Below are 25,262 nucleotides of genomic sequence, written 5' to 3' on the forward strand. Positions count from 1 at the left end.
GTGAACGATCAGCCTCTGAAGTTTCCCGAGGGGTTCGTGTGGGGCGCGGCGACGGCGGCGTACCAGATCGAGGGCGGGCACGACGCCGACGGGCGTGGACCGTCCATCTGGGACACGTTCAGCCACTCGCCGGGCCGGGTCGCGAACGGCGACAACGGGGACGTGGCGGCCGACCACTACCACCGGTTCCGCGAGGACGTCGCGCTGATGGCCGAGATGGGGCTGCCCGCGTACCGGTTCTCCGTGTCGTGGCCGCGGATCCAGCCGACGGGCAAGGGCCCGGCGAACGCGCCGGGGCTGGACCACTACGAGCGCCTGGTGGACGAGCTGTTGGCGCACGGCATCGAGCCGGTGCTCACCCTGTACCACTGGGACCTCCCGCAGGAGCTGGAGGACTCCGGCGGGTGGGGGACGCGGGACACCGCGGCCCGGTTCGCCGAGTACGCCGAGCTCGTCGGGACACGGCTCGGCGACCGGGTCCCGAACTGGACCACGCTGAACGAGCCGTGGTGTTCGGCATTCCTCGGGTACTCCTCCGGTGAGCACGCGCCGGGTCGCACCGACCCGGCGCTGGCGCTGCGGGCCGCACACCACCTGCTGCTGGCGCACGGGCTGGGCACGCAGGCGCTGCGCGCGGTGCTGCCGGAGTCCGCGCAGGTGTCGATCACGCTGAACCTGTCCTCGGTGCTGCCCGCGGTCACGTCGACGGCCGCGACGAACGCGGTGCGGCGGATCGACGGCCTGGCGAACCGGCTGTTCCTCGACCCGCTGTTCCGCGGCCACTACCCGGTGGACGTCCTGCGCGACACGGCACGGCTCACCGACTGGAGCTTCGTGCTGCCCGCGGACCTGGCGGTGATCGCGGCACCCATCGACTCCCTGGGCATCAACTACTACACGCCGACGCTGGTCGATGTCGTCGACCCGGCGGACCCGCCTGCCGACGGCCCGTCGCCGTGGCCGGCCTGCCGGGATGTCCGGTTCGTCCAGCCACCGGGCCCGCAGACCGCGATGGGCTGGGCGATCGACGCCCAGGGCCTGCGGAACGTGGTGCACCGCGTGCACGACCAGTACCGCCCGATACCGTTGATGATCACGGAGAACGGCGCCGCGTTCGACGACGAGCTGGGTGTCGACGGGGTCCGTGACGACGAGCGGATCGCCTATCTGCGCGACCACCTGAAGGTCGTGCACGAGGCGATCACGCACGGGGTGGACCTTCGGGGATACTTCGTGTGGTCGCTGCTGGACAACTTCGAGTGGGCATACGGGTACGCGAAGCGGTTCGGCATCGTCCACGTGGACTACCCGACACAGGCACGCGTCTGGAAGGACAGCGCACACTGGTACCGGCAGGTGATTCAGACGAACGGCATAGACAGCGACCCGGACACGGAATGATCTCCAAGCCCACACTCGACACCGTCGCCGCGGAGGCGGGGGTGTCGCGGGCGACCGTGTCCAGGGTGATCAACGGGTCGCCGAGGGTGAGCCCCGAGGTGAAGGTGGCCGTCGAGACCGCCATCGCCGCGCTGGGCTACGTCCCCAACCGGGCGGCCCGCAGCCTCGCGATGCGCAGGACCGACTCGATCGCGCTGGTGATGCGCGAGCCGGACGCCACCGTGTTGAACGACCCGTACCTCGGCAACATCATCATCGCGACGAGCCAGACCCTCATCGGCACCGGTGTCCAGCTCGTGCTGGTGAACGCCCAGAACACGGCGGAACACGCCCAGCTCGCCGACTACGTCCGCAGTGGACACGTGGACGGCGTGCTGCTGGCGTCGATGCACGACGACGACCCGCTCCCCCGCCTGCTGCTGGAGGCGGGGATCCCGACCGTGGTGGGCGGCCGCCCGTCCCGCCCGATGCCCGGACTGTCCTATGTGGACGTCGACAACGTCGGCGGCGCCCAGCTGGCCGCCGAACGCCTGCTGGCGTCTGACCGCCGCCGCATCGCGACGATCGCGGGCCCGCAGGACATGACGGCGGGCATCGACCGCCTGTCGGGCTACCGCCTCGCCCTGTCGAACACGGGCCGGAAGGCGGACCGGGTGGCCTACGGCGACTTCACCCGCGAGTCGGGCCAGCAGGCGATGACCGCGTTGCTGGCCCGCCACCCGGACCTGGACGCGGTCTTCGTGGCGAACGACCTGATGGCCATCGGCGCACTGCGCTCCCTCCGCGACGCGGGCCGCCGCGTCCCGGACGACGTGGCGGTGGTCGGCTACGACGACATCGACATGGCGCGCCACACCGAACCCCCGCTGACCACCATCCACCAGCCCATCGTCGACCAGGCCCGCACGATGACCGAACTGCTGCTGACCCAGATAGGCGGCGACCCGGTCGCGGACCCGGTGGTGCTGCCGACCGTGCTGGTGGAACGCGAGTCGGCCTGACACGACGAGTGCGGTGCGAGCCCCCGGCCCGCACCGCACTCGAACCTCCGGCGGCTACCTATGCCTTGCCGACCGCCGCGGCCACGGCCTTGGCGACCGGGACCGCCTTCTCGCACGCGGTGGCGACGTCCAGGCCGTCCTCCGGCTCACCGTCGAGGCTCACGGAGATGAGCTCGCCGTGGTCGTCGGTCTCGTAGTCGGTCGGCGTCGCGAGCACGCGCCAGGTCACGTTGCAGCTGACGGTGCTTGTCTCATCGGTGACGAGCTGGATCGCCGTCACACCGCCGCCGAGGTCGACGGGCTCACCTTCCGAGGCGTCGGGCTGCGTCGCCTCGTACACGCGCACACTCACCAGCGGGTAGGTCGTGCCGTCGCCCGTCCAGAAGTTGCAGTCGTGCAGGCTCGCGACCTCCACGAAGATCTCGTCGCCCAGCGCGCCCCGCACGGCGTCCTCGGCCGCCAGCGCGCACGGGTCCGCGGTCAGCACCGAACCGGGCAGTTGCTCGTGCTGCGGCGGTTCGGCGTGCAGCGTCCGCACGAGCTGCCCCAGCGCGGTGCGGCCGAGCTCGCAGCCGTCACCGCCAGGGAGCTCGGCGTGCACCGTGATCCCCAGTTCCAGCTCGTAGGACGTCACGACGGAAATCCAGCACGACGCCGGGTCCTCGTCGTCGACGATCAACGGCAGTCCTTCGAGTTCCCCGCTCACGTCGTCGAGCAGGATCAGCTGATCGCCGATGGTCAGCACCAGCTCCAGGGTCTTGCCGCCGGCGTCGACGTCGACGGAGCACTCGCCCCAGCCCGTTTCGGAAACGCTGTCGGGCACGACAGTGCCGACATCGGTGAGGTTCTTGGCGTCCAGCAACGCACACGCGTCAACAGCCCGCAGGGCCGCCGCTTCGACCGCGGGGTCGGCGATCTCGGGCATGGCGCTGGTCGTCTCGCCGCCATCACCCGACGACGAGTCCCCCGGACGACGAGACCACGTCACCGCACCCGGAGGCCACCAGGACAAGCGCCACAGCAGCGGCCAGAACAGGCAATCGGGCCCTGTAGTTGATCATGCGGGCAGACGGTAACCAACTGTCCGCCTGACCCGTTATTTACCCCCGTTAAATTCACGGATTGGCGAATTGATAGCCTGGCGCCAGGTGACGAACGGCACCGCGGCTGCCGCCGCCCCGGGGTGATAGCGTCCCGGTGCTGGTCAGGCACACTGACCGGTGACGCGACGAGTTAGCGAAGTCCGGTGTGATTCCGGCGCTGTCCCGCAACTGTCAAAGCCAGGTCGCCTCCCCGCCGCGTCGACGCCAACCGCCCCCGGTGCAGGGACGCGGCGTGCCGGGGTTTCCCGGGTCGCGCCCGTGCGCTGGGCAGAAGACCCGAGGTGCTCCGTTGTCCTCCACCGCCAGGCGCTTCGCTGCGCTGACCGTCGCCGGTGCGCTGCTCGTCGCCGGGTGCGCGAACCGCGACCAGCCGTCCGACCAGCAACCCGGTGACTCGTTCGACGCCACGAGTGCGGCGTTCCCCGTCACGGTCGACCAGCCCGGCGGTGAGCCGGTCACCATCGAGAAGCGGCCCGCGCGCATCGTGTCGCTGTCGGCCAGCAACACCGAGACGCTGTACGCGGTCGGCGCGGGTGAGCAGGTCGTGGCCGTCGACGACCAGTCCGACCACCCGGCCGACGCACCCGAGACCGACCTGTCCGGGCTCACCCCGAACGTCGAGGCCATCTCCAACCACAACCCGGACCTCGTGGTGATCTCCGACGACGCCGACAACCTCGTCGAGTCGCTGAAGGCGATCAACGTGCCCGTGCTCGCGGTGCCCGCCGCCAAGACGCTGGACGACGTGTACGCGGGCATGACCGCGATCGGCAAGGCCACCGGGCACGCCGACGAGGCCGCCGACCTGGTGGAACGCACCAAGGACGGGCTGGACAAGGTCATCGCCGACACGCCGAAGCCGGCCACCGCGCTCACGTACTACCACGAGCTGGACACCACCCTGTACAGCGCGACCTCGAAGACCTTCATCGGGCAGGTCTACGGCCTGTTCGGGCTGACCAACATCGCCGACCCGGCCGACGTGGACGCGGGCGGCTACCCGCAGCTGTCGAACGAGGCCATCCTGCAGGCCGACCCGGACCTGATCTTCCTCGCGGACGTGCAGTGCTGCGGCCAGAACGCCGGGACCGTCGCGGCCCGGCCGGGCTGGGGCACGCTGACGGCCGTGCGGAACGGCAACGTCGTCGAGCTGGACGACGACCTGGCCTCCCGGTGGGGCCCGCGCGTCGTCGACCTGGCGAAGTCCGTGGCCGCCGCCGTGACCAAGGCCGGCGAGCAGAACTGACCGCGACCCCCACCCGGCTCCGCCCTGGCGTGCTCGCCACGGCGGTGGCCGGGCTGGTCGCCGTGGTGGCGGTGTCCACCCTGCTCGGCGCGGCCAACCTGGGCTGGACCCGGGTGGTGGCTGAGGTGTGGGCACAGCTGACGGGCGGCACGTCCCCGCTGTCGGCCACCGAGGCGGCGATCGTGTGGGAGGTGCGGCTGCCCCGCGTCGTGCTGGCCGGGCTGGTCGGCGCGGCGCTCGCGGTGTCGGGGGCGGCGTTCCAGGGCGTGTTCCGCAACCCGCTCGCGGACCCGTACCTGCTCGGTGCGGCCGCGGGTGCGGGCATGGCGGCGACGATCGTGGTGGTCGCCGCGCCGCAGACGGCCGGGTGGATCGTCGGCCCGCTGCCGCTCGCCGCGTTCGCGGGCGCGATCGGCGGGGTGTCGCTGACGTGGGTGCTCGGCCGGTCGGCGGGTGGCGGCACGGCGGTGCTGCTGCTGGCCGGCGTGGCGGTCGCGTCGTTCCTGACCGCGGTGCAAACGTTCGCGCAGCAGCTGAACACCGACACCATCAAGCAGGTCTACAGCTGGATGCTGGGCGGCCTGAACACGTCGGGCTGGACCGAGGTCCTGGTGACGGTCCCGTACATCGCGGTGGCGGCGGCCGTGCTGTGCCTGTGCGGGCGGCTGCTGGACGTGCTGGCGGTCGGCGACGACGAGGCCGCGTCGCTCGGCATCAACCCGGGGCGGGTGCGGGTGGTGGTCCTGCTGTCCGCGTCGCTCGCGACCGCGGCCGCGGTGTCCGTGAGCGGTCTGATCGGGTTCGTCGGGATCGTGGTGCCGCACGTGGTGCGGCTGCTGGCCGGGGCGAGCTACCGGGTGGTGGTGCCGCTGTCGCTGGCGGGCGGCGCGATGTTCCTGATCATCGCCGACCACATCGCGCGGACCGCGTTCGCGCCCGCCGAGCTGCCGATCGGGGTGATCACGGCGTTCACCGGCGCGCCGTTCTTCCTGCTGGTGCTGCGGATGTACCGGAGCAAGCTGCGATGACGGCTCCGAAGAGCGCACAGCAGGCACTGTCCCTGCGCGCGGTGAACGCCCGCCACGGCTCCCGGGTGGTGGCCGCGGACGTCGACGTGACGCTGGAGAAGGGCGGCTGGCTCGCCATCATCGGCCCGAACGGGGCCGGGAAGTCGTCGCTGCTGAAGGCGATCGTCGGGATCGTGCACCACGACGGCGAGATACTGGTCGACGACGTGCCGACGTCGTCGCTGTCGAACCGCGAGCGCGCGCGGGCCATCGCGTACGCCCCGCAGACCCCGCAGCTGCCGGACCGGCTGACGGTGACGGACTACGTGCTGCTGGGCCGCACCCCGCACCTGTCGCCGCTGGCGCGGGAGCGCAGGTCGGACCTGGCGGTGGTGTCGCAGGTGCTGGAGCGCCTGGACCTGGGAACGCTGGCGACGCGGGCACTGCACACGCTCTCGGGCGGCGAGCGGCAGCGTGCGGTGCTGGCACGAGTGCTGGCACAGGAGGCGGGCCTGCTGCTGCTCGACGAACCGACGACCGGCCTGGACATCGGGCACGCGCAGGCACTGCTCGACCTGATCGACCGCCTGCGCCACGAGGAGGGCGCGACGGTGGTCAGCACACTGCACGACCTGACCCTCTCGGCCCAGTACGCGACCCAGCTGTTGTTGCTGGACAAGGGAAACGTGGTCGCGACGGGCAGTCCGGCCGAGGTGCTGACCCGGGACACGATCGCCCGCCACTACGACGCGCGAGTGGAAGTCCTGACGACCGGGGACGGTCAGCTGGTCGTCGCCCCGACCAGGGCACAGGACCGCGCCACACCGCGCGTTCCGTGATCCAACTCGACTAGAACGTGTTACAGTTCTGCTCGTGATCCTCGACCGGTTCCGGGTTGCCGACCAGGTGGCCGTCGTGACCGGGGCGGGACGCGGGATCGGGGCCGCGACGGCGGTGGCACTCGCCGAGGCGGGCGCCGACGTGGTGGTCTCGGCGCGGACGGCGGGCGACCTCGACGAGGTCGCCGAGCGGGTGGAGGCAGCGGGGCGGCGCGCACGAGTCGTGCCGGCCGACCTGTCCGATGTGGACGCGGCGGCCGGGCTGGCCCGGGTCGCGCACGACACGTTCGGGCGCCTCGACATCGTCATCAACAACGTCGGCGGCACCTACCCGCGTCCGTTCCTCGACACGGACACGGACTTCCTCGAGCGGGCCTTCCACTTCAACGTGTCCACGGCACACGCGCTGACCAGGGCGGCGGTGCCGCTCATGACGACGGGCGCGGTCGTGAACATCTCGTCGATCATGGGCCGGGTCGCCGGACGTGGCTACCTCGCGTACGGCACCGCGAAGGCGGCGCTGTCCCACTACACGGAGCTGACCGCGTACGACCTGGCGCCGAGGGTGCGGGTCAACGCGATCGCGGTCGGCTCGGTCGCGACGTCGGCACTGGACATCGTGCTGACGAACGACGAACTGCGCGAGAAGATGTCGCGCGCGACACCGTTGCGCCGCATCGGCTCGGCGGAGGAGGTGGCGGCGACGGTGCTGTTCCTCGTGTCCGCCGCAGGTGGCTATGTGACCGGCAAGGTGCTGGAGGTCGACGGCGGCCTGCAGCAACCGAACCTCGACCTGGGATTGCCTGACCTATGAGCGGGGCTCGCGGAGCGATCAAGGCGGAGAGGCCGCTCGGAGCCTGCGAGGAGCGGCCGTGAAAGTCGTGCAGTGGAGTACGGGCAACGTCGGCAGGCACGCGCTGGCCGGCATAGCGGCACACCCGGACCTGGAACTGGCCGGCGTGTGGGTGTCCACACCGGACAAGGCGGGCCGCGACGCTGGTGAGCTGGCGGGACTGGGCCGCACGCTGGGCGTCCAGGCGACCACGGACGAGGCGGCACTCCTCGCGTCCCGCCCGGACTGCATCGTGTACACGGCGATGGCCGACGACCGCCTCACCGAAGCACTGGCCGACCTGGCACGGTTCCTGCGGGCCGGCGTGAACGTCGTCGCGAGCGGGCCCGTGTTCCTGCAGTTCCCGCACGGCGTGGTGCCGCACGACCTGGTGGCACCGATCCACGCCGCCGCGGCCGAGGGCGGCGCGTCGCTGTGGGTGAACGGCATCGACCCCGGCTTCGCGAACGACTGGCTGCCGCTGGTGCTGACGTCGATGTGCGAGCGGATAGACCAGGTGCGCTGCCTGGAGATCCTCGACTACGCGACCTACGACAACGCGAAGATCCTGTTCGACATCATGGGCTTCGGCCGCCCGATGGACGACGTGCCGGTACTGCTCCAGCCGGGCGTGCTGTCCCTGGCATGGGGCAGCGTGGTCCGCCAGCTCGCGGCGGGTCTCGGTGTGCCGCTGGACCGCGTGGAGGAGTCCGCGACCCGCCTGCCCGCACCGCACCGGATCGAGGTCCCGGCCGGTGTGATCGAAGAAGGCACCGCGGCCGCGCTGCGCTTCGAGGTCCGCGGCATGGTGGGCGACCGCGCGGTCTGCGTACTGGAACACGTGACACGACTGCACCAGGACCTTGGCCCGGACTGGCCGACGATGCCGGGCCAGGGCGGCTACCGGGTGGAGATCAAGGGCGAGCCGAACTACACGCTGGACCTGCACATCGAGGCCTCGGACGGCGACCACAACACGGGCGGGCTGAAGGCCACGGCCATGCGCCTGGTGAACGCGGTCCCAGCGGTCGTGGCCGCGGAACCGGGCCTGTTGACGGCGTTGGACCTGCCGCTGATCACCGGTCGTGGCCTGGTCACTCGCTGAGCGACCAGACCACGCCCCGGCTAGCTGTCGGACTTCGAGGAGGCGTCTGCCTTCTTCTCGGTCCCGGTGTCGTCGCCGGTCTTCTCGGCCGGTGCCGACTCGGCGTCCGCGGCGGCCTTCTCGGCGGGCTCGGACTCGTCGGCGGCCTTCGAGGGCTCCGGTTCGGCGTCATCGGCGTCGTCGGCGTCATCGTCAACAGCGTCGGACTCGGAGTCGGAGTCCGGCTTGGCCTCGTCACCCGGTTCGTCCTGCGGCGGCGCGTCCTTGCCGCGCAACAAGGACGGGTCCTCCCGCTCCCCGCGCGACCGCGCCAGGACGAAGTACACCGCCGCCCCGAGGAACACCAGGATCGACACCCAGACGTTGATCCGCACCCCGAACACGTGCGTGGCGTCGTCGGTCCGCATCAGCTCGATCCACGTGCGGCCCAGCGTGTAGCCCATGACGTACACGGCGAACGCGCGCCCGTGGCCGAGGCGGTACTTGCGGTCGACCCACACGACGAGTGCCGCGACGAGCAGGTTCCAGAGCAGCTCGTACAGGAACGTCGGGTGGACGGGCGAGCCGTCGGTGGCGATGTGGTTGACCGCGACACCGTTGAGGTTGTCCGCCTCGCCGAACTCGTTGACCCGCCGGTACAGCTCGAGGCCCCACGGCAGGTCGGTCGGCCCGCCGTACAGCTCCTGGTTGAAGTAGTTGCCGACACGGCCGACGGCCTGTGCGACGACGATGCCCGGCGCGATGGCGTCGGCGTACGCGGGCAGCGGCACGCCCTTGACGCGGCAGCCGATCCACGCGCCGACGGCGCCGAGCGCGATGGCGCCCCAGATGCCGAGACCGCCGTCCCAGATCCGCAGTGCGTTGAGCGGGTTGTTGCCCTCACCGAAGTACCGGTGCCAGTCGGTGGCCACGTGGTACAGGCGGCCGCCGACGAGGCCGAACGGCACCGCGAACACCGCGATGTCGATGACCGTCCCCGCGGTGCCACCGCGGGCGATCCACCGCCGCTCACCCCACCAGATCGCCAGGATGATGCCGGCGATGATGCACAGGGCGTATGCGCGGATCGGGACGGGCCCGATCTCCCACACGCCCCGGTCCGGGCTCGGGATGTTGGCCAGGAAGACACTGGACGCCACAGTCACGCGCGTCACCGTAACGGGCGACGTGTGTGGTCGGCGCATCAGGTCCGGCATTCGGGCCGCGGCCCGCCTGACGACCGTCACCACACGGGAGGACGTGGTCGTCTTGACGGCGCGGAGCCACGGTCCACGCTCTCGCTGAGCAGCGGGTTTCCGAGCAACCGCGGTGAGAACTCGTGCGCGGCCCTAGCGTCCGCGCCGGAAATGCGGTGATCAAGTCGGTGGGCCGCCGGATTAGTTGCCTGATTTTCCGGCGCGGGACACTAGCTCGTGACGAGCGGGCGGCGCACGCCCTCGGCCAGCTCCGCCGCCAGTTCCCGCACGGCGGCGACACCGGCCGCGGCACTGGACACGAACGCCGAGCCGACGATGACCGCGTCCGCGAAGCCGGCCACCTCCGCGGCCTGCTCCCCCGACCGCACGCCGAGGCCGACACCGATCGGCAGCGACGTGTGTGCCCGCGCCCGCGCGACCACCCCGGCCGCGTCGGCACCCACGGCGTCGCGGGCGCCGGTGACGCCCATGACCGCGGCCGCGTACAGGAACCCGCTGCTCGCGGCGGTGGTGAGCGCCATCCGCTCCTCGGTGGTGGACGGCGCGACGAGGAAGATCCGGTCCAGGCCGTGGGCCTCCGAGGCGGCGAGCCAGTCCTCGGCCTGGTCCGGCACCAGGTCCGGGGTGATCATGCCGAGGCCACCGGCGGCCGCGAGGTCACGGGAGAACCGGTCGACGCCGTAGTGGAACACCGGGTTCCAGTACGTCATGACCACGGCCTTGCCGCCCGCGGCGGACACCTGCTCGACGACCGTGAACACGTCGCGGAGCCGGAACCCGGCGGACAGCGCCGCGTTCGCGGCCTTCTGGATCGTGGGGCCGTCCATCACCGGGTCGGAGTACGGCACGCCGATCTCGAGCAGGTCGCAGCCCGCGTCGACCATGCCCTTGAGCAGGTCGATCGAGCCGGGGACGGTCGGGTAGCCGGCGGGCAGGTAGCCGAGCAGCGCGGCCCGGCCCTCGGCCTTCGCGGCCTCGATCGTGGCGGTGACGGTGCTGGTCATGACGTGAAGCCGAAGTACGACGCGGCGGTGTCCATGTCCTTGTCCCCTCGCCCGGACAGGCACACCACGATGAGCCCGTCCGGTCCCAGTTCCTGGCCCAGCTTCAGCGCGCCTGCGAGCGCGTGCGCGGACTCGATCGCCGGGATGATGCCCTCGGTGCGCGACAGCAGCTGGAACGCGGCCATGGCCTCGTCGTCGGTGACCGAGCGGTACTCGGCGCGGCCGGTGTCCTTGAGCCACGCGTGCTCGGGGCCGACGCCCGGGTAGTCCAGGCCCGCCGAGATCGAGTAGGCCTCGATGGTCTGGCCGTCCTCGTCCTGCAGCAGGTAGGACTTGGCGCCGTGCAGCATGCCGGGCGTGCCCTCGGACAGCGTGGCGCCGTGCTCACCGGAGTCGATGCCGTGACCGCCCGGCTCGAACCCGACGAGGCGCACGTCCGCGTCGTCGATGAAGCCGTGGAAGATGCCGATGGCGTTGGACCCGCCGCCGACGCACGCGGCGACCGCGTCCGGCAGCCTGCCCGCCTTCTCCAGGATCTGCGCGCGGGCCTCCTGGCCGATGACCTTGTGGAAGTTGCGCACCATCATCGGGAACGGGTGCCCGCCCGCGGCCGTGCCGAGCAGGTAGTGCGTGGTGTCGACGTTCGCGACCCAGTCCCGCAGCGCCTCGTTGATGGCGTCCTTGAGCGTGCGGGAGCCGGTGGTCACCGGGATCACCTCGGCGCCGAGCAGCCGCATGCGCGCGACGTTCAGCGCCTGGCGCTGCGTGTCGACCTCGCCCATGTAGACCACGCACTCGAGGCCCATGAGCGCGCACGCGGTGGCGGTGGCCACGCCGTGCTGGCCCGCGCCGGTCTCGGCGATGACCCGCTTCTTGCCCATCCGCTTGGTCAGCAACGCCTGGCCCAGCACATTGTTGATCTTGTGTGAGCCGGTGTGGTTGAGGTCCTCGCGCTTGAGGAAGATCCGCGCGCCACCGGCGTGCTCCGCGAACCGCGGCGCCTCGGTGAGCAGCGACGGACGGCCCGCGTAGTCGCGGAGCAGCCGGTTGAACTCGTCGACGAAGTCGGGGTCGAGCCGCGCCTTCTCGTAGACGGTGGTCAGCTCGTCCATCGCCGCGATGAGCGCCTCGGGCAGGAACCGGCCGCCGTACGGGCCGAAGTGGCCGCGCCCGTCCGGGTCGTGCCGGTCGTGCTCCTGCTCGTCCGCCGAGGTCACCTGCTCGGTCACCTGCTCGGCCTCGGGCACGCGGGGTGCGACCCGGCCGTCACCAGCTGGACCAGCGCCGCCTTGGGGTCGGGTGCCGCGACCAGGCTCTCGCCGACGAGCACCGCGTCGGCGCCTGCGCCGGCGTGGGTCATCAGGTCGCCGGGGCCGCGGATGCCGGACTCGGCGATCTTCACGGTCTCGAAGGGCAGGCCCGGTGCGAGCCTGCCGAACACCTCGCGGTCGACCTCGAGGGTGTGCAGGTCACGGGCGTTGATGCCGACCACCGACGCGCCCGCCTCGAGCGCGCGGTCGCACTCCTCGGAGTTGTGCACCTCGACCAGCGCGGTCATGCCGAGCGACTCGACCCGGTCGAGCAGCGACACCAGCGCGTTCTGCTCCAGCGCCGCGACGATCAGCAGCACGATGTCGGCGCCGTGCATGCGCGCCTCGTGCACCTGGTAGGGCGTGACGACGAAGTCCTTGCGCAGCAAGGGGACGTCGACGACAGCGCGGACCGCGTCGAAGTCGGCCAGCGAACCGCCGAAGCGGCGCTGCTCGGTGAGCACGCTGATGACGCGGGCACCCGCGTTGGCGTAGTCCTTGGCGAGTGTCGCCGGGTCGGGAATGTTCGCCAGGTCGCCCTTGGAGGGGCTCCGGCGCTTGATCTCGGCGATGACCCCGATGTCCGAGGCGCGCAGCGCCGACACGGCGTCCCTGGGCGGCGCTGCCTTGGCCGCGCGCTCCTTGACGACGTCGAAGGGCAACGCGGCCTCGCGGACCGCGAGGTCCGCCCGCACGCCTTCGATGATCGATTCGAGGACGCTCACTGGCCACACTCGCCGACGCTCGTCGATCCCGGCTGTGGTGCGGCCGAGGTCGATGTACCGCTCGTGCTATCCGTCACCAGCCATGCCCCTTCCCGCTCAAGGGATGCTAACCCTGTGCCGTCGCGGCACCTTCCACGGGTTCACGTTCGTGGCCCGTCGGCCGTCGGATCCTCACCTTCCGACAGGCCATCCCACATGTCCTTGTCGGGATCGCCGGAACGTCGCTCGGCGTTAGCGCGCTCGTAACGAGCGCCCATCGTGGGCAGTGCCGCGGCGTTGACGACGATCAGCGCGCCCGCCGCGAGGAACAGGAGCCCGCCGAGGAGTGCGAGGCCACGGCCGGTGAGCAGGTCGAACGGGCCTCCGGTGCTGATCGTCTGCCAGCACACCCAGCCGCCGGCGACCACGATGATCGCGCCCAGCAGGCGGCGCATCCATCCGCTGACCGCGAACACCCCGGCGAGCGAGGCGAGCGCGAGCAACGCGACGGCGGTGAAGCTGGGCCCGTCCGGCGCCAACTGCACGCCTGGGTTCAGGAGGGCGCCACCGCGCGGGTCCTCCCGCGGATCGGGGTTCTCGGGGACCCAGCTGAGTTCGTCGGCGCCCCACAACGCGGCCGCGGCACCGAGCAGCAGCACCAGGATCATCCACAGTGGACGCTTAGCCATCGGCTGCCGGACGCATGGTCCCCGCGGTGGCGATGGCCGCCAGCACCGCGCCCGCCTTGTTGACGCACTCGTCGTCCTCGGCGACCGGGTTCGAGTCGGCCACGATCCCGCCGCCCGCCTGCACGTAGGCCGTGCCGTCCCGCATCAGCGCGGTGCGGATGGCGATGGCGGTGTCGGCGTCCCCGGCGAAGTCGAGGTAGCCAACGACACCGCCGTACAGGCCGCGCCGGGTCGGCTCCAGTTCCTCGATCAGCTCCATCGCCCGCGGTTTGGGCGCCCCGGAGAGCGTGCCGGCGGGGAAGCAGGCCGCGACGGCGTCGTAGGCCGTCTTCCCGTCCGCGAGCTGTCCGGTCACGGTGGAGACGATGTGCATGACGTGGCTGTACCGCTCGACCCGGAAGAAGTCCACGACGTGCACCGAGCCGGGTTTGCAGACCCGTCCCAGGTCGTTGCGCCCGAGGTCGACCAGCATCACGTGCTCGGCCCGCTCCTTCTCGTCGGCGAGCAGGTCCTTCTCGAGCAGCGCGTCCTCGTCCGGGTCCACGCCACGCCACCGGGTACCCGCGATCGGGTGCGTGGTCGCCTGCCCGTCGCGCACCGTCACCAACGACTCGGGGCTGGACCCGACGATGTCGAACCCGTCCAGCCGAAGGAGGTACATGTAGGGGCTCGGGTTGGTGGCCCGCAGCACCCGGTAGACGTCGAGCGGATCGGCGTCGGTGGTCATCTCGAACCGCTGCGAGAGGACGACCTGGAAGGCCTCCCCGGCCCGGATTGCCTCTTTCGCGACGTTCACGGCGGCGGTGTGCTCCTCCTGCGACCGCCGCCGGACGTACTGGGGCTTCGGCCGTTCGTACACCGCGGCGGTGGGCGGGGCGGGCGTCTGCAGCCCGCGCGTCATCTCATCGAGACTTTCGACCGCCGCGTCGTAGGCGGCGTCCACCCGCTCGGGGCTGTCGTCCCAGTTCACAGCGTTGGAGATGAGGGTGATGGTGCCCTCGTGGTGGTCCAGAGCGGCCAGGTCGGTGGCGAGCAGCATGACCAGCTCAGGCAGCCGCAGGTCGTCGACGGTGTGTTCGGGCAGCCGTTCCAGTCTGCGGACCGCGTCGTAGCCGATGAACCCGACCATGCCGCCGGTCAGTGGCGGCAGCCCGGGCAGCGGGTCGGTGTGCAACCGCTGGATGGTCTCCCGCAGCGCCGCCATGGGGTCACCCCCGTCGGGCAACCCGACCGGAGGCGTGCCGGTCCACACGGCCTCCCCGTCACGCTCGGTCAGCGCTGCCGCGCTCCGCACCCCCACGAAAGACCAGCGCGACCAGGACCGCCCGTTCTCCGCCGATTCGAAGAGGAAGGTGCCCGCCCTTCCGGCCGCCAGCTTCCGGTACACCCCGACCGGCGTCTCGGCGTCGGCCAGCACCCGCCTGACGACGGGAATGACCCGGCGGTCGGCGGCGAGCAGGTGGAACTCCTCCCGGGTGGGGCTGACCACCCCGAGGCCGGCGGCGGGAGCGGCGGCTTCGATCACACTGACCATGCAGGCCATTCTGCCCGGCTCCACGGAGGTGGACCGCCCGGCCCGTTCGGTTGCTCACCGAAGTTGTCCACAGGCCCTCTCGCTCAATGCCGTGACCGTCGGTGGTGCTCGTTACGCTGGATTCCGGGGGCCGGCGGCCACGGTCGTTAATTCACCGATCGTTGAACAAATTTGCCGTGTGCCGCATCATGGGGGTGTGACTGACAAGACGACCGGCGTTCGGCGGCGGGGGCGGCGTCCCGGGGGGACCGACACGCGGGAGGCCTTGCTGAACGCTGCTCGCGAAGTGTTCATCGAGCAGGGGTACGACGGGGCCACCGTACGAGCCATCGCCGGACGGGCCGGGGTGGACGCGGCCATGGTCAACCACTGGTTCGGGGGCAAGGAAGGGCTATTCGGCGAGGCCGTTCTCAAGCTGCCCTTCAACCCTCAGGACGTTGTCGAGATTCTCGTGGCCTCGCCGCCCGACCTGCTCGGGGACACGATCGTGCGTACGTTCCTCAGCCGGTGGGATGCCAGCGGGGGCGGGGTGTTCACCGCGCTGATTCGCAGTGTCGCCAGCCACGACGAGGCCGCGGCGATGCTGCGGGACTTCTTCTTCAAGTTCGTCTTCAAGCAGGTCATCGGGAAGTTCTCGCCCGATCACCAGGATCTTCGTGCGACTCTCCTCGCCACGCAGATCGTGGGGTTGGGCTTGGTGCGGTACGTCGCCCGGTTCGAGCCGCTCGCTTCCGCCGACATCGACACGCTCGCCGCGGCCATCGCGCCCACTCTTCAGCGCTACATCACCGGTTCCATCACCTAGATGGCGTGTCCGCTTACGTTGGCCGGGTTCGTGGTTTGTTCTCGCCGGACGGGGTTTGCCTCCGGCGGCTCCTCGCCGGAGGGGCAGGTCTCTGGGATGGCCTTCCTGGGTTGGCATCTTCGGTGGCTTGGCATGGGTCGGTCTGCCTGGGGTGTGGTGTGGGGCTCGCGCCCCCCGGCGCCCCCGGCGTCTCCCGCACCCTCACGACATCCCGTTGTGCCGTGAAAGGCGCTTTCACGGCGTTGGCCACGCTGTGAAAGGCGCGTTCAGGGCACCCAACGTCCTGAACGCGCCTTTCACGGCACCGGCGATGTCCTGAACGCGCCTTTCACAGCATCCAGCCCACCCCGGCACGGCGATTACCGTCAGCTTGGCCGGACCCCGCCGCAGGACCCGGCAAACGCTGGTGGACACAGCACTAGCCGCCTCCGCGACCCGCCTAGAGCAGGCGGTCCTCGTCGAAGCAGGTTGCCGCGCCGGTGTGGCAGGCCGCGCCTTCCTGGTCCACCACGAGCAGCACTGTGTCGCCGTCGCAGTCCAGGCGGACCTCGTGCACCTGCTGGGTGTGGCCTGAGGTCTCGCCCTTCACCCACAGCTTGTTCCTGCTGCGGGAGAAGTACGTCGCCTGCCTCGTTTCCAGCGTCAGGGCCAGCGCCTCGTCGTCCATCCACGCCACCATCAGCACCTCGCCGGTGCTCCGGCGTTGTGCCACCGCGCAGACCAGGCCGTCCTGGTTGCGCTTCAGGCGGGACGCGATCTTGGGGTCCAATGTGGTCATCGGACTACCACTTCCGCTTCGCGCAGGGCAGTTTTCACCTCGCCTATGTGCAGTTGTCCGAAGTGGAAGACACTGGCGGCCAGTACCGCGTCCGCGCCTGCGTGGACCGCGGGGGCGAAGTGGGACACGTCGCCGGCGCCGCCGGAGGCGATCAGTGGAACATCCACCTCGGAGCGGACCTTCTTGATCAGTTCCAGGTCGAAGCCCGCCTTGGTGCCGTCGGCGTCCATGGAGTTCAGCAGGATCTCCCCCACGCCGAGAGCCTGCCCCCTGGCCGCCCATTCCACCGCGTCCACGCCGGTGCCCTTGCGGCCGCCGTGGGTCGTCACTTCGAAGCCGGACGGCGTGCCCTCCGCTCGGCGCGCGTCCACCGACAGGACCACGCACTGCGCGCCGAAGCGTTGGGACGCTTCGGAAAGCAGCTCCGGCCGGAGGATCGCGGCGGTGTTGATGGACACCTTGTCGGCGCCCGCGCGCAGCAGGCGGTCCACATCGGACACCTCGCGGACGCCGCCGCCGACGGTGAGCGGGATGAACACCTGCTCCGCGGTGCGCCGCACGACGTCGAACGTCGTCTCGCGGTCCGATGAGGACGCCGTGACGTCCAGGAAGGTCAGCTCGTCGGCGCCCTCCGCGTCATAGGCGCGCGCCAGCTCCACCGGGTCGCCCGCGTCGACCAGGTTCGTGAAGTTGACGCCCTTGACGACGCGCCCGGCGTCGACATCGAGACACGGGATCACCCGAACCGCAACTGCCATGCCACGAGGATACTGACCAGCACCGACAGCGAAGGAGCCAACGTGGCAGGCCGCCGCCCCGGACAGACGCAGACGCGTGACGACATCCTCGCCGCCGCCCGCAACCAGTTCGGCCAGCACGGCTACAACGGTGCCACGATCCGGGGCATCGCCACCGAGGCAGGGGTCAACCCCGCGCTCGTCCACCACTTCTTCCGCTCCAAGGAGCAGGTGTTCGTGGCGGCGCTGAACCTGCCGATGACCCCGTCCACCATCGCCGACGCCATCCTGCGGGGTCCCCGCGAACAGATCGGCGAGCGGGTCATCCGCCTGTTCCTCGGGCTCTGGTCCGCACCCGAGTCCGGGCAGACGTTCCTCGCGCTGGTCAGGTCCGTCTCGAGCAATGAGCACATCGCCTCACTCATGCGCCAGTTCCTCGAGCACACCGTCGTCGGGCCGGTGTCGGCCGCACTCGACCTGCCGCCGCTGCGGATCACCGGGGCCGCCGCGCAGGGCATCGGCCTGGCCATGGCGCGCTACGTGATCAAGGTCGAGCCGCTCGCGTCGGCCACCGACGACGAGGTCGTCGAGCTCGTCGCGCCCGTGTTGCAGCACTACTTCACCCCTTGACCGATACCGGCTCCTCCCGTCTTGACGGCGTCGCTCAACGCGCGCAGAATTAAACACGTGACTAATTCCAGCGCCGTGGTCGTCGAGGACCTGCGCGTACGCCGGGGAACGCACACGGTCCTGCACGACCTCGGTTTCGAAGTACCCCGCGGTTCCGTGACCGGGCTGCTCGGCCCGAGCGGCTGCGGCAAGACGACCCTGATGCGCTCGATCGTCGGCGTGCAGATCGTCGAGTCCGGCACGGTCACCGTGCTCGGCCACCCGGCAGGCAGCACGCCGCTACGCGACAAGATCGGCTACGCGACGCAGAACCCGTCCGTCTACGCCGACCTGACGGTCAGCGAGGCGCTGCGCTACTTCGCGTCGATCCTGCGGGCTCCCGCGGGCGACGTGACCCGCGTGATCGACGAGGTCAACCTCGGCACGCACGCCGATCACATCGTGGGTGAGCTGTCCGGCGGGCAGCTCACCCGCGCGAACCTCGCCGTCGCACTGCTGGGCAAGCCGGAGCTACTCGTGCTCGACGAACCCACGGTGGGTCTCGACCCGGTGCTGCGCGAGGACCTGTGGCTGCTGTTCCACCGGCTCGCCGCCGATGGCGTGACGCTGCTCGTGTCCAGCCATGTGATGGACGAAGCCGCACGCTGCGGAAGGCTCCTGCTCATGCGCGAAGGCCGGATCCTCGCCGACGACACCCCGGCGGCACTCCGCACGAGCACCGGGGCCGACGACCTCGAGCAGGCCTTCCTCAGCCTCGTCCGCAGGCAGGAGACGCTCGCATGAACGTCACCTTCGCGCTGGCCACCGCGCGCCGCATCCTCACGCAACTGCGCCACGACCGCCGCACGGTCGCGATGCTGGTCCTGGTTCCCTCGCTCCTGTTGATCCTCCTCCGGTTCGTCTTCAACACGGAGATGGCGTTCAGCGCCGCCGCACCGGCCCTGCTCGCCGTCTTCCCCTTCGCGATCATGTTCATCGTCACGTCGATCACCACGCTCCGGGAGCGCACGAGCGCGACACTGGAACGCCTGATGACGATGCCGATCGGCAAGTTCGACCTGCTGCTCGGCTACGCCATCGCGTTCGGGTTGGTCGCGGTGCTCCAGGTGGCCGTGGCGACCGCGATCTCCTTGACCTGGCTGGGCCTGGAGATCGATGGTTCGGTGTTGCTGCTCCTGCTGATCGCGATGCTCGACGCGTTGCTCGGCACCGCACTCGGGTTGTTCGTGAGCGCGTTCGCCCGCACCGAGTTCCAGGCAGTGCAGTTCATGCCGCTGATCGTGATGCCCCAGATCCTCCTCTGCGGGTTGTTCGCACCGCGCGAAACGATGACACCGGTGCTCGAATGGCTGTCGAACGTGATGCCCCTATCCTATGCCGTCGAGGCACTTGAATCGGTCACTCGTTCGAATGAACTTGGCGGGACGTTCGCCCGTGATCTGGTGATCGTCGCAGGTAGCGGCGTTCTGGCGCTGATCCTGGGTGCCGCGACGCTTCGCCGCCGGACCCCATGACCCAGTACTCTTGAGCCATGACAGCGCTCCCCGACTGGATGGTCCGCTCAGGCGAAGGCTTAACGGTGGCCGACTACGAGGCCTTGCCAGAGGAAGTCAGCCGCCAGATCGAGATCCTCGACGGGACCGTGAAAGTGAGCCCCAGCCCCAGCCGCGCGCATCAGAGGATCACGCGGCGCCTTGCCAACGCACTTGAAAACGCGTTCGAAGCAGCTGATCCCAATGGCTTGGCGGTGGACTTCGATGTCGATCTCCGGCTACGAGATGTGCCGTTGCTCCTGCGGCGGCCGGATGTCGTCGTCTTCGACGCTTCGCTGCCGGGTGACGAAGTCCTTCGACCGGATCATTGCCTCCTCGTTGTCGAAGTGATGTCGCCGGGGTCAACGACCGCAGACCGCATGGACAAACCAACTGAGTACGCCGCGTCCGGGATCGAGCACTTCTGGCGGGTCGAGCACGACGACCAGGTGATCAACGTGTTCCGCTACCAGCTGGATCCGATGACTCGGACGTACGCCCTGGTCGGCTTGGACAAGGGCAAGCTCGTCATCAACGACCCCGTCGAACTGGTGCTTGACCTGGAGACTCTGCGCTGAGAGCCGTCACAGTTACCCGGAAGTAGAGTTTCCGGTATGTCTGATGTCGAGCGGCTCGGTCGCGGTTCCTACCTGCTGGTCACCACGTTCCGGAAGGACGGGACGCCGGTGCCCACGCCGGTGTGGGTCGGCCGCGACGGCGACGAGCTGATCGTCTGGACGCAGATCACCGCGGGCAAGGTGAAGCGGGTGCGGAACAACCCGACCGTGGAGCTCACCGCCTGTGACCTGCGGGGCAAGCCACGTGGCGAGACGGTCAAGGGCACCGCGCGGATCCTCGACGCCGACGGGACCGAGCGCGGGCGGCGGGTGCTGCGGAAGAAGTACGGCATCTCGGGGCGCATGGTCATCGGGGCCAGCAAGGTGTTCCGCGGCCGCGACGGGACCGTGTGCCTCGCGATCACACTCGACTGACGGCCGCCAGCGCCTCTTCCAGGGTGAAAGCACCCGTGTAGAGCGCTTTTCCGATGATCGCGCCCTCGACGGGCAACGAAGCCAGCGCCCGCAGGTCCGCGATGCTGGACACACCGCCAGACGCCACCACCGGCGCCTTCGCCCGGTCGCAGACCTCGGCGAGCAGCTCCGTGTTCGGGCCCTGCAGCATGCCGTCCCGGCCCACGTCGGTGACCACGTAGCGGGCGCAGCCGTCGGCCTCCAGGCGCGCCAGCACGGTCCACAGGTCGCCGCCGTCCTCGGTCCAGCCCTTGGTCTTGACGCGCCAGACGCCCTCGTCGTCGGCGCGGACGTCCAGGCCCACCGCGATCTTCTCGCCGTGCGTGGCGATGGCCTCCGCGCACCAGGCCGGGTTGGTGACGGCCACGGTGCCGAGGTTCACCCGCGCGCAGCCGGTGCCCAGGGCCGCGGCCAGGGACGCGTCGTCGCGGATGCCGCCGGTCAGCTCCACCTTCACGTCCAGCCGGGCCACGATGTCGGCCAGGCGCGCGCGGTTGTCGCCGGTGCCGAACGCCGCGTCCAGGTCCACGAGGTGGATCCACTCGGCGCCCGCGTCCTGCCACGCCTTCGCCGCGTCGAGCGGGTCGCCGTAGGCGGTCTCGGTGCCGGAGCGGCCCTGGACCAGGCGGACGGCCTTGCCGTCGCGGACATCGACTGCCGGGAAGAGCGTGAACGTCACGCCGAGAGACTAGCTAAAGGTTCTTCAGCCAGTTGGTCAGCAGGTGCGCACCCGCGTCGCCGGACTTCTCCGGGTGGAACTGCGTCGCCGACAGCGGGCCGTTCTCCGCGGCCGCCACGAAGTCGCTGCCGTGGTTCGCCCACGTGACCTTCGGGCCCGGCATCGGCGACTGCGCCACCAGCTCCCAGTTCCGCACGGCATACGAGTGCACGAAGTAGAACCGGGTGTCCGCGTCGAGGCCGTCGAACAGCATCGAGTCCGCCGGTGCGCGCACGGTGTTCCAGCCCATGTGCGGCACGATGTCGGCCTCGAGCCGGTCGACCGTGCCGGGCCACTCGCCGCAACCCTCGGTCTGGACGCCGTGCTCGATGCCCTGCTCGAACAGGATCTGCATGCCGACGCACACGCCGAGCACCGGCCGGCCACCCGCGAGGCGCTGCCCGATGATGCGCTCACCGGCGACCGCGCGCAGGCCCGCCATGCAGGCCGCGAACGCGCCGACACCGGGTACGACCAGCCCGTCGCACTCCAGTGCGGCATGGCGGTCGCTGGTCACCTCGACGTCCGCCCCGACCCGGCGCAGTGCGCGCTCGGCCGATCTCAGGTTGCCTGATCCGTAGTCCAGTACGACGACTCGTGCCACGCCTCCAGGTTACGGGGTGCGCTCGCTGACCACGTTGGACGTTTCCCCGAAGCGGTACGCCCGTACCCGATAGGTGTCGGCGCTCTCGCCGATCAGGCCGACGTGGTTGACGTTCGCGTCGACCACGAACGCGACCTCGAAAGTACCGTCGACCTGGCGCTCGATGAGGTAGCCCTCCTCGTCCGACGCGTTGTCCGTCCAGGTCAGGCGCCGTGCGTCCGGGCCGACGGACTCGACGAGCAGGTTCGCCGGGGCGCCGGCCGGTTTCGGTGCCGCGCGCTCGTCGGGCACCGACCGCGGGACCAGCCAGTCCTCACCCTCGACGCGGTCCGTGGCCGGGACGGCGGTCGCGACATCGGACGTGGGTCCTTCGACCGGGCGGACGCGGTAGTAGAACGTGGTGGCCGGCATCAGGTCCGGGTGTTCGTAGCGGGCCACGGCCTCGGGCACGAACCCCAGGATCGTGTACGGGCCGCCGGGTTCGGTGGCGAACTCGACGGTGACGTCACCCCCATGCCCCTTCCAGGTGAGGGTGACGTCGTCCCCGGTGAGCGACGCGGACAACCGGATGCCCGCGTCGCTCCCGTCGCCAGCTCCCGCGGGAGCGCAGCCCGCGGCGACGAACGCGAGGCAGAGCGCCGCCCTACTTGCGCCAGAAGCGAATGCCACTCCACACCACCGAGATGGGCCCGGCGCCGCTGTTGGTGCGGTAGGCGCCGAACTTGTCGTAGAAGCCGCCCGTGCCACTCGACTGGGTGTGCTTGAGCGAGCCATTGATATAGGTCCGATGTGTGCCGCCGACATCGTGGACGGTGTTGACGCGAACCGTGGTGCCGACGGTCGCGCCGGTGGCGAGCGTGGTGCCGCCGTGCACGGCGTAGAGACGACCGCCGCGCTCCACGGCCAGCATGAAGAACGGACCGCTGCCGGTCTCGTGGAACGTCTGCTTGAGGCTGATCCTGGTGCCGGTCTGGCTCGTGATCCGGAAGTAGCCCTCGAACTGCCGGGAGCCCCCGGTGTAGGTGGTGTAGCGGCGCTCCGCGCGCTGGTCGCCGCTCGCGGTTGAGCAGGTCAGCGTGAAGGTGAGGGTGTTGACGTCGCCGCAGCCGCGCTCCTGGACGGAGAAGCCGGGCGAGTAGGAGGTCCACCCGCCCGGCTCGACCTCGGCGGCGGCCGCAGGGGCCGCGGCGAGCGTGAGCGAGAGCGCGGCAACGGCGGCGGTGACACTGCTCGCCAGTAGGTGACGCTTCATGGTGTACCCCGATCAGGAAGGCAGGTTAACTAACCGTGGTCACTCGACCACGGTACGGGAAGAGTGCTTCCTGGTCTAGACCATGATGACGCGCGATCAGCGATTCATCGGAGGAATTCGCGAATGGTCTTCGCGATTCCCGCCGCGTCCAGGCCGTGGAGGACGTCGTGTTCCGTCGCGGTGCCGTACGCGCGGACCTCCCGGTCCCGCCGCACGCCGATGGCGCGGAGCCGGTGGGCGACGTCGTCGAACGCGGTCGCGACCTCGTGCGCGGACGTCCCCGCGAGGTACGGCTCGACCAGCACGACGTCGGTGTGCCCGGCGGCACGCAGGCCGCGGTGGTCGAACGGGCGGACCGTCGAGGCGTACAGGACCGTGACGTCCTGGCCCTCTGTCGCGGCGAGGACGTTCCCGAGGGTGGGGCCGACGGCGAGCACGGTGCCGCGGTGCCCCTCGCGCACCACGGTGAACCGGCCGGTCGCGGGGTGCGCGGTCGCGTTGTGCCTGGTGGAGAGCCGCAGGTAGACGCGGCCGTCACCGGCGAGCGCGGCGGGCAGGAGCGCGGCGACCTCGTCCGGGTGGCCGGGCACGTGCACGGTCCAGCCCGGCAGGGTGTCGAGCAGCGCGACATCGGCGGGCCCCTGGTGGGTGCGGCCCCAGACCGGGTCGTCGTAGGAGCCGCCGATGCTGACGAGCACGGCGCCGACGTCCTGGTGGCCGAGGTCGAGCTTGATCTGCTCGAACGGGCGCTCGACGAGGAACGGCGTGTAGCTGTGCACGACCGGGCGCAGGCCGGTGAGCGCCAGTCCCCCGGCGACACCGATCATGGCCTGCTCGCGGATGCCGACGTTGAGCACGCGGTGCGGGTGCCGGGCATGGGCGGGCGCGAACGCGTCGCGGGAGATGTCGGCGGTGACGACCGCGAGGCGCGGGTCGTGGTCGAGCGCGGTGCTGACGGTGTCCACAAAGGTCTCTCGCATCGGGGTCATGCCTCCCGGATCGTTGCCACGACGGCGTTCGGGCTGTCGTGGCGTGCGGTGAGCGCCGCGTACAGCTGGTCGTGGTCGCGTCCGTCCACCGTGGTCGCGTGCCAGCCCTCGACCTCGAACCGCCGCGCGATGCCGCCGGGCCAGCCGTGGCTCGCGGAGCCGTTGTCGACGGCGATGACGGTCAGGTTGGGGACGCACAGGCGGCCCGCGAGCGCGATGGCCTCGTGGTTGCTGCCCTCGTCCAGCTCACCGTCGCCGACGAGGACGAACACCCTCGGCGTGGTCCGGTGCTGCGCACGCAGACCGAGCGCGGTGCCGACGCCGAGGCCGAGCCCGTGGCCGAGCGAGCCGCTGCCGATCTCGACGCCGGGCACGAGCACGCGGTCGGGGTGCTGGCCGAGCGGCGAACCGAAGGTGGTCCAGCCGTCGAGGACGGCCGGGTCGAGGAAGCCCTTGGCGGCGAGGACGGCGTAGAACGCCATCGGACCGTGGCCCTTGGAGAGGAGGAAGCGGTCGCGGCCGGGGTCGTCGGCAGTGTCCGGGGAGACGTTCAGCACGCGGTCGTAGAGCACCCAGAGAACGTCCAAAGTGGACGCAGCGGCCTATTCGTGCTTCTCGTCACCGGTCATCCGCCGGAACAGGGCGGCGAGGTCGAGTGTCGTCGTCATGACACGAGCATGCGACTTCGAGCGTGGTGGAGGTCAAGCCCGGCGACCTCGACCTAGGTGGAGTTCCCGGTAGTGTGAATCTTGTGTCGAAACTGCCCGACCACCTGACGATCGGCGAGGTCTCGCGGCGCAGCGGTGTGCCGCACACCGCGCTGCGGTTCTACGAAGAGCGGGGGCTCATCACGTCCGAGCGCACCGCAGGCAACCAGCGGAAATACTCACGGGCGGTGCTGCGCCGGCTGGCGTTCGTCCGGACCGCGCAGCGGGTGGGGCTGAGCCTGGAGGAGATCCGCGACGCGCTCGGCACGCTGCCGGAGGGCCGCACGCCGACGAAGGCGGACTGGGCGCGGCTGTCGAACGTGTGGCGGAGTGAGCTGGACGCGCGGATCGACGCGATGCAGCGGTTGCGGGACCGGCTGACGGCGTGCATCGGATGTGGGTGCCTGTCGCTGAAGTCCTGCCACCTGATCAACAAGGACGACCTGCTGGCGGCTTACGGTCCGGGGGCACCACGGTTGAAGGCTGCCAGCGAGGGTGGGATCTGAGG

General features: G+C 70.5%; 29 protein-coding genes. 14 read left to right on the forward strand and 15 right to left on the reverse strand.

The features are described from left to right. Together FHR82_RS31915 and FHR82_RS31920 are read left to right on the forward strand one after the other, a co-directional pair. Positions 1–1,401 (forward strand): GH1 family beta-glucosidase, encoded by a 1,401-nt coding sequence (locus FHR82_RS31915; RefSeq protein WP_311771365.1) that lies wholly within the window; start codon positions 1–3, stop codon positions 1,399–1,401. Further along, entirely contained in the window at positions 1,398–2,402 is a 1,005-nt protein-coding gene (locus FHR82_RS31920) for a LacI family DNA-binding transcriptional regulator (RefSeq protein ID WP_184814316.1), read from the forward strand. Before FHR82_RS31915 ends, FHR82_RS31920 begins: the two co-directional genes overlap by 4 nt. Before the next feature lie 58 nt (positions 2,403–2,460). Here the strand turns inward: FHR82_RS31920 and FHR82_RS31925 are convergent, their stop codons facing one another. Continuing rightward, positions 2,461–3,327 (reverse strand): DUF3558 domain-containing protein, encoded by an 867-nt coding sequence (locus FHR82_RS31925; RefSeq protein ID WP_184814317.1) that lies wholly within the window; start codon positions 3,325–3,327, stop codon positions 2,461–2,463. A gap of 467 nt (positions 3,328–3,794) precedes the next feature. On the opposite strand from FHR82_RS31925, the gene FHR82_RS31930 reads away from it, so the two are divergent. From FHR82_RS31930 to FHR82_RS31950, 5 genes are read left to right on the forward strand one after another with little or no spacing between them, the layout of a single operon-like run. Then, positions 3,795–4,751, forward strand: a complete 957-nt coding sequence (locus FHR82_RS31930; protein WP_225944117.1) for an ABC transporter substrate-binding protein — start codon at positions 3,795–3,797, stop codon at positions 4,749–4,751. Continuing rightward, positions 4,748–5,779, forward strand: a complete 1,032-nt coding sequence (locus FHR82_RS31935) for a FecCD family ABC transporter permease (protein ID WP_184814663.1) — start codon at positions 4,748–4,750, stop codon at positions 5,777–5,779. Before FHR82_RS31930 ends, FHR82_RS31935 begins: the two co-directional genes overlap by 4 nt. Next, the gene (locus FHR82_RS31940) at positions 5,776–6,597 is read left to right on the forward strand and encodes an ABC transporter ATP-binding protein (protein ID WP_184814318.1); all 822 of its coding nucleotides are present in this window, start codon (positions 5,776–5,778) and stop codon (positions 6,595–6,597) included. Before FHR82_RS31935 ends, FHR82_RS31940 begins: the two co-directional genes overlap by 4 nt. A 34-nt stretch (positions 6,598–6,631) precedes the next feature. After that, positions 6,632–7,411 (forward strand): SDR family oxidoreductase, encoded by a 780-nt coding sequence (locus FHR82_RS31945; protein ID WP_184814319.1) that lies wholly within the window; start codon positions 6,632–6,634, stop codon positions 7,409–7,411. Between the two features lie 58 nt (positions 7,412–7,469). Further along, positions 7,470–8,534 carry an NAD(P)H-dependent amine dehydrogenase family protein gene (locus tag FHR82_RS31950; RefSeq protein ID WP_184814320.1) on the forward strand — a complete coding sequence of 355 codons (1,065 nt, stop codon included), beginning with the start codon at positions 7,470–7,472 and terminating at the stop codon, positions 8,532–8,534. 20 nt (positions 8,535–8,554) lie between these two features. On the opposite strand, the gene lgt is transcribed toward FHR82_RS31950, so the two are convergent. The 6 genes from lgt to FHR82_RS31980 all read right to left on the reverse strand — a co-directional run bounded on the left by lgt (position 8,555) and on the right by FHR82_RS31980 (position 14,971). Continuing rightward, a complete protein-coding gene (gene lgt / locus FHR82_RS31955; RefSeq protein WP_184814321.1) occupies positions 8,555–9,718 on the reverse strand; it encodes a prolipoprotein diacylglyceryl transferase in 1,164 nt (387 codons plus the stop codon). A gap of 221 nt (positions 9,719–9,939) precedes the next feature. After that, the gene (trpA, locus tag FHR82_RS31960) at positions 9,940–10,734 is read right to left on the reverse strand and encodes a tryptophan synthase subunit alpha (protein ID WP_184814322.1); all 795 of its coding nucleotides are present in this window, start codon (positions 10,732–10,734) and stop codon (positions 9,940–9,942) included. Next, positions 10,731–11,981, reverse strand: coding sequence for a tryptophan synthase subunit beta (trpB, locus tag FHR82_RS31965; RefSeq protein WP_376706456.1), 1,251 nt, complete (start codon positions 11,979–11,981; stop codon positions 10,731–10,733). Before trpB ends, trpA begins: the two co-directional genes overlap by 4 nt. Beyond that, complete coding sequence (gene trpC, locus FHR82_RS31970; protein WP_184814323.1) at positions 11,960–12,769, reverse strand: indole-3-glycerol phosphate synthase TrpC; 810 nt, start codon at positions 12,767–12,769, stop codon at positions 11,960–11,962. The genes trpB and trpC overlap by 22 nt, the downstream gene beginning before the upstream one ends. A gap of 140 nt (positions 12,770–12,909) precedes the next feature. Further along, positions 12,910–13,437 carry a Trp biosynthesis-associated membrane protein gene (locus FHR82_RS31975; RefSeq protein WP_184814324.1) on the reverse strand — a complete coding sequence of 176 codons (528 nt, stop codon included), beginning with the start codon at positions 13,435–13,437 and terminating at the stop codon, positions 12,910–12,912. After that, the gene (locus FHR82_RS31980) at positions 13,430–14,971 is read right to left on the reverse strand and encodes an anthranilate synthase component I (RefSeq protein WP_184814325.1); all 1,542 of its coding nucleotides are present in this window, start codon (positions 14,969–14,971) and stop codon (positions 13,430–13,432) included. Before FHR82_RS31980 ends, FHR82_RS31975 begins: the two co-directional genes overlap by 8 nt. 196 nt (positions 14,972–15,167) lie before the next feature. On the opposite strand from FHR82_RS31980, the gene FHR82_RS31985 reads away from it, so the two are divergent. Continuing rightward, positions 15,168–15,776: a TetR/AcrR family transcriptional regulator gene (locus tag FHR82_RS31985; protein WP_311771366.1), complete on the forward strand. Its 609-nt coding sequence runs from the start codon at positions 15,168–15,170 to the stop codon at positions 15,774–15,776. Between the two features lie 439 nt (positions 15,777–16,215). Here the strand turns inward: FHR82_RS31985 and hisI are convergent, their stop codons facing one another. Together hisI and hisF are read right to left on the reverse strand one after the other, a co-directional pair. Next, positions 16,216–16,554, reverse strand: coding sequence for a phosphoribosyl-AMP cyclohydrolase (gene hisI / locus FHR82_RS31990; protein WP_184814327.1), 339 nt, complete (start codon positions 16,552–16,554; stop codon positions 16,216–16,218). Then, a complete protein-coding gene (gene hisF / locus FHR82_RS31995; RefSeq protein WP_184814328.1) occupies positions 16,551–17,312 on the reverse strand; it encodes an imidazole glycerol phosphate synthase subunit HisF in 762 nt (253 codons plus the stop codon). The genes hisI and hisF overlap by 4 nt, the downstream gene beginning before the upstream one ends. Positions 17,313–17,354: 42 nt before the next feature. Here hisF and FHR82_RS32000 point away from each other — a divergent pair, with 42 nt between their 5' ends. The 5 genes from FHR82_RS32000 to FHR82_RS32020 are packed head-to-tail and all read left to right on the forward strand — an operon-like array spanning position 17,355 to position 20,445. After that, the gene (locus tag FHR82_RS32000; RefSeq protein WP_184814329.1) at positions 17,355–17,921 is read left to right on the forward strand and encodes a TetR/AcrR family transcriptional regulator; all 567 of its coding nucleotides are present in this window, start codon (positions 17,355–17,357) and stop codon (positions 17,919–17,921) included. Positions 17,922–17,978: 57 nt separating this feature from the next. Beyond that, positions 17,979–18,704 carry an ABC transporter ATP-binding protein gene (locus FHR82_RS32005; RefSeq protein WP_184814330.1) on the forward strand — a complete coding sequence of 242 codons (726 nt, stop codon included), beginning with the start codon at positions 17,979–17,981 and terminating at the stop codon, positions 18,702–18,704. Beyond that, positions 18,701–19,435, forward strand: coding sequence for an ABC transporter permease (locus FHR82_RS32010; RefSeq protein WP_184814331.1), 735 nt, complete (start codon positions 18,701–18,703; stop codon positions 19,433–19,435). Before FHR82_RS32005 ends, FHR82_RS32010 begins: the two co-directional genes overlap by 4 nt. 17 nt (positions 19,436–19,452) lie before the next feature. Beyond that, complete coding sequence (locus FHR82_RS32015; RefSeq protein ID WP_184814332.1) at positions 19,453–20,031, forward strand: Uma2 family endonuclease; 579 nt, start codon at positions 19,453–19,455, stop codon at positions 20,029–20,031. Positions 20,032–20,067: 36 nt separating this feature from the next. Further along, positions 20,068–20,445, forward strand: a complete 378-nt coding sequence (locus tag FHR82_RS32020) for a PPOX class F420-dependent oxidoreductase (protein WP_184814333.1) — start codon at positions 20,068–20,070, stop codon at positions 20,443–20,445. Here FHR82_RS32020 and priA read toward each other — a convergent pair. The 6 genes from priA to FHR82_RS32050 form a co-directional block, all read right to left on the reverse strand. Continuing rightward, a complete protein-coding gene (priA, locus tag FHR82_RS32025) occupies positions 20,432–21,163 on the reverse strand; it encodes a bifunctional 1-(5-phosphoribosyl)-5-((5-phosphoribosylamino)methylideneamino)imidazole-4-carboxamide isomerase/phosphoribosylanthranilate isomerase PriA (protein ID WP_184814334.1) in 732 nt (243 codons plus the stop codon). The genes FHR82_RS32020 and priA overlap by 14 nt on opposite strands. Before the next feature lie 13 nt (positions 21,164–21,176). Then, complete coding sequence (hisH, locus tag FHR82_RS32030) at positions 21,177–21,806, reverse strand: imidazole glycerol phosphate synthase subunit HisH (RefSeq protein ID WP_184814335.1); 630 nt, start codon at positions 21,804–21,806, stop codon at positions 21,177–21,179. 9 nt (positions 21,807–21,815) lie between these two features. Further along, positions 21,816–22,475, reverse strand: coding sequence for a fibronectin type III domain-containing protein (locus FHR82_RS32035; RefSeq protein WP_184814336.1), 660 nt, complete (start codon positions 22,473–22,475; stop codon positions 21,816–21,818). Continuing rightward, positions 22,450–23,058: a LamG-like jellyroll fold domain-containing protein gene (locus FHR82_RS32040; protein WP_184814337.1), complete on the reverse strand. Its 609-nt coding sequence runs from the start codon at positions 23,056–23,058 to the stop codon at positions 22,450–22,452. Before FHR82_RS32040 ends, FHR82_RS32035 begins: the two co-directional genes overlap by 26 nt. 104 nt (positions 23,059–23,162) lie before the next feature. Then, on the reverse strand, positions 23,163–24,047 hold the full coding sequence (locus FHR82_RS32045; protein ID WP_221464536.1) for a transketolase family protein: 885 nt from the start codon (positions 24,045–24,047) through the stop codon (positions 23,163–23,165). Further along, positions 24,044–24,634, reverse strand: a complete 591-nt coding sequence (locus FHR82_RS32050) for a thiamine pyrophosphate-binding protein (RefSeq protein ID WP_225944116.1) — start codon at positions 24,632–24,634, stop codon at positions 24,044–24,046. Before FHR82_RS32050 ends, FHR82_RS32045 begins: the two co-directional genes overlap by 4 nt. Positions 24,635–24,798: 164 nt before the next feature. Here FHR82_RS32050 and soxR point away from each other — a divergent pair, with 164 nt between their 5' ends. Beyond that, entirely contained in the window at positions 24,799–25,260 is a 462-nt protein-coding gene (gene soxR / locus FHR82_RS32055; protein ID WP_184814338.1) for a redox-sensitive transcriptional activator SoxR, read from the forward strand. Positions 25,261–25,262: the final 2 nt, after the last annotated feature.

Origin of the sequence: Actinophytocola algeriensis (genome assembly GCF_014203735.1) — a bacterium.
Taxonomy (GTDB): Bacteria; Actinomycetota; Actinomycetes; order Mycobacteriales; family Pseudonocardiaceae; genus Actinophytocola; species Actinophytocola algeriensis.

Coding starts and splice junctions, on each gene's coding strand:
- trpA (WP_184814322.1), bottom strand. CDS start 10,734: ATGACCAGCACCGTCACCGCCACGATCGAGGCCGCGAAGGCCGAGGGC.
- FHR82_RS32015 (WP_184814332.1), top strand. CDS start 19,453: ATGACAGCGCTCCCCGACTGGATGGTCCGCTCAGGCGAAGGCTTAACG.
- FHR82_RS31940 (WP_184814318.1), top strand. CDS start 5,776: ATGACGGCTCCGAAGAGCGCACAGCAGGCACTGTCCCTGCGCGCGGTG.
- hisF (WP_184814328.1), bottom strand. CDS start 17,312: ATGGCAGTTGCGGTTCGGGTGATCCCGTGTCTCGATGTCGACGCCGGG.
- lgt (WP_184814321.1), bottom strand. CDS start 9,718: ATGCGCCGACCACACACGTCGCCCGTTACGGTGACGCGCGTGACTGTG.
- FHR82_RS31975 (WP_184814324.1), bottom strand. CDS start 13,437: ATGGCTAAGCGTCCACTGTGGATGATCCTGGTGCTGCTGCTCGGTGCC.
- FHR82_RS31925 (WP_184814317.1), bottom strand. CDS start 3,327: ATGCCCGAGATCGCCGACCCCGCGGTCGAAGCGGCGGCCCTGCGGGCT.
- FHR82_RS32040 (WP_184814337.1), bottom strand. CDS start 23,058: ATGAAGCGTCACCTACTGGCGAGCAGTGTCACCGCCGCCGTTGCCGCG.
- FHR82_RS32045 (WP_221464536.1), bottom strand. CDS start 24,047: ATGACCCCGATGCGAGAGACCTTTGTGGACACCGTCAGCACCGCGCTC.
- FHR82_RS32010 (WP_184814331.1), top strand. CDS start 18,701: ATGAACGTCACCTTCGCGCTGGCCACCGCGCGCCGCATCCTCACGCAA.
- hisI (WP_184814327.1), bottom strand. CDS start 16,554: ATGACCACATTGGACCCCAAGATCGCGTCCCGCCTGAAGCGCAACCAG.
- FHR82_RS31920 (WP_184814316.1), top strand. CDS start 1,398: ATGATCTCCAAGCCCACACTCGACACCGTCGCCGCGGAGGCGGGGGTG.
- FHR82_RS31980 (WP_184814325.1), bottom strand. CDS start 14,971: ATGGTCAGTGTGATCGAAGCCGCCGCTCCCGCCGCCGGCCTCGGGGTG.
- FHR82_RS32020 (WP_184814333.1), top strand. CDS start 20,068: ATGTCTGATGTCGAGCGGCTCGGTCGCGGTTCCTACCTGCTGGTCACC.